2 protein-coding genes are annotated in these 2402 nt (G+C 35.1%); both read right to left on the bottom strand.

Annotated elements, in window-relative coordinates; all coding sequences use genetic code 11:
• Positions 1–1929 (bottom strand): SprB repeat-containing protein (locus ATO12_RS24425; protein ID WP_205625264.1); only part of this gene is annotated, 1929 nt, incomplete at its 3' end.
• Positions 1930–1981: 52 nt separating this feature from the next.
• Positions 1982–2402: T9SS type A sorting domain-containing protein (locus ATO12_RS24420; RefSeq protein WP_034247692.1), on the bottom strand; the 421-nt coding region annotated here is incomplete at its 5' end.

Raw genomic sequence — 2402 nt, 5'->3', positions numbered from 1 at the left:
GGTATTATCGAATAGTTTAGTCCAGTTAACGGTATATTGTCCTGTACCTCCGTTAATGGTTAATTGTATGGTTCCATCACTTCCATTTTTACACCCTACATTACTTACAGTAGGTATGGCTGTTATAGGCTCAGGCCCTTGTACCTGAAAAGATTTAGATTGGCTATTTCCTCCTTGATCAGATACAGTTACCTGGTAGTTTCCTATTCCTACATTGGTAAGAGATGCTTCGGTAGTTCCATCATCCCATAGATAAGTGTAATCTCCACCAGAGTTTAAAAATCCCCCTGTTGCACTGGCGATAAGATTTACTTTTGTATCCGAACAGTTAACAGTATTGGGCGTCATATTGATAGAGATGTCGATAGGTTCTGGATCTGTAAGAGTGAATGTTTCGAGATTAGAACTACATCCATTACTATCGGTTACTACGATGGTATAAACCCCTTCATAGAGGTTGATGATATTTGTATTTGTAGACCCTGAAGGAGGTGTAAAGGGATTTCCATCTTTGGTCCAGGCATAGTTTGTATAGTTCCCAGATCCACTAGATACAGAGATTGCGATACGTCCATTATTACCATTAATGAGAGTAGGGCTGGTAATGAGTGCAGACAACCCCACTACATCTGGTATGGTTAGGAATCGTTCGTTAACAGTTATGGGTGCACTAGTAGCTTCACAACCATTATTATCTTTGATAAGAATGGTATAATCTCCTTTGGTTAATGAGTCAAAAAGTGTTTCTTGTTGCCATGTAGTTCCATTATCGATAGAATATTGGTATCGAGGTGATGTAGGCGGTGTTCCTGGTGTTCCCCCATTTGGAGTCACTGTAATACTTCCATCGTTTCCTCCAAAACATTGTACGGGAGAAGGAGCACCACTAACAGATAAAGCGGGAGGAGTAGTTAGTGTAAAAGGATTACTTTCATCATAGGCATCAGGTACTGTATTAATATCATCAAAACCTTCATTGTTACTTTTGGTTTGCCAGAATAGTTTATAGACCCCACCAGGTAAGTTTTTAGGTTCCCAGGTATAGGAAGTCCCGGTGAAATCACTTTTAGTTACTACTTTTGATGCATAACCATCAAAGCTGCTTCCCACTTGTCGATATACCTGCAGGTTCATTTTTTCTTGTTTGGTATCATCCAGTTCTCTATCAAAAGTTACAGTAAAACTACCATTGTCATTGTCATTATGATTGATACTATTACTACATAAAGGTTGGATGTCAATTATAGGACCATCTAGTTTAGGTGAGCAATTAATGATTGTTATGTTTCTAATGTTTGTAAATTCTGTTCTATATCCAGTTTGGAATTTAATATTAGATTCACTTTGCCATTGACTATCAGGAATTCCACTTAGACTAAACAATTCTTTTAGCGTAAAACTTGTTACTCTTTTTGTATTAAGGGATGTAGGGAAAGAATTCCAGTTTATACCATCAAAACTAAATTGCCAATGGTATCCATATTTTAGAACAATCTCTTGATCAGGGCAGAATTCATTTGCTGAAGGTTCAATAATGTGAATTGGGTATACAATTGTAAAAAAATTACAATCTTTAGTATTGTATCCAACCAAATTGTTTATAAATTCATTTCTTGTATACGTATAGGTGTCGTCAGAATTACAAGAAACAGGGTCACTAAGAGAGATCCAATGGCTGTAAAGGTTAACAGTGGCAGTATTGAAATTGTTATTTAATTCAATAAAATCATAGTAAATGCTACCTACATTTTGTGGAGTAGAGTTATACCCTATACCCGGATAAACCTCAGGTGAATCAGTCACTACGCTAGCATTAAATAAGTTGGCATGTGCAGTTGCCTGAACTTCTGTTTTAAACAAAAAACCATAATCTTGAGAAAACCCAATGTAAGTCATTAAAAAAAATACTACAAATATTATTTTTTTCATTTTTAGATTTTATATCATTTTACTATTATCATTAATAAATACTACTTATCAATTATTCCACAATCACTTTTCTAATATCATTTCCATATGGAGTTTCTAGTACTATAGCATATACTCCAGAAGGTACTTGCAGAGTAAACGGGATTTCATATTGTTTTTTACCAGATTGCTTTGTTTGAGTAAGTATAGCGTTATTAGCCAGGCTAAATACTTTAATACTGATATCTTTTTGTTCTTTCAAGGCTACTTTTACAAAGAATTTACCATCAGAAGGATTTGGGTATACATTAAACTCTCTGATATTTCCTAACTGTTGATTTTGGTTATCCTGATTTTGATCCTCTGTTATTTCTTTTTGTAGTACCAATACTTTTTGGGTAGATGTATCCTGACAATCTCCCAGTTTGGATATCATCGAGATGTCGTATTCTCCTGGTTTGTCAAAGTACAATTCAATAAGATCCTGATCTTGT

The sequence above is a fragment of the Aquimarina atlantica genome (assembly GCF_000626715.1).
Classification (GTDB): domain Bacteria; phylum Bacteroidota; class Bacteroidia; order Flavobacteriales; family Flavobacteriaceae; genus Aquimarina; species Aquimarina atlantica.
The sequence above is the reverse complement of the archived record's forward strand: the minus strand, read 5'-3'. Positions and strand labels throughout refer to the sequence as shown.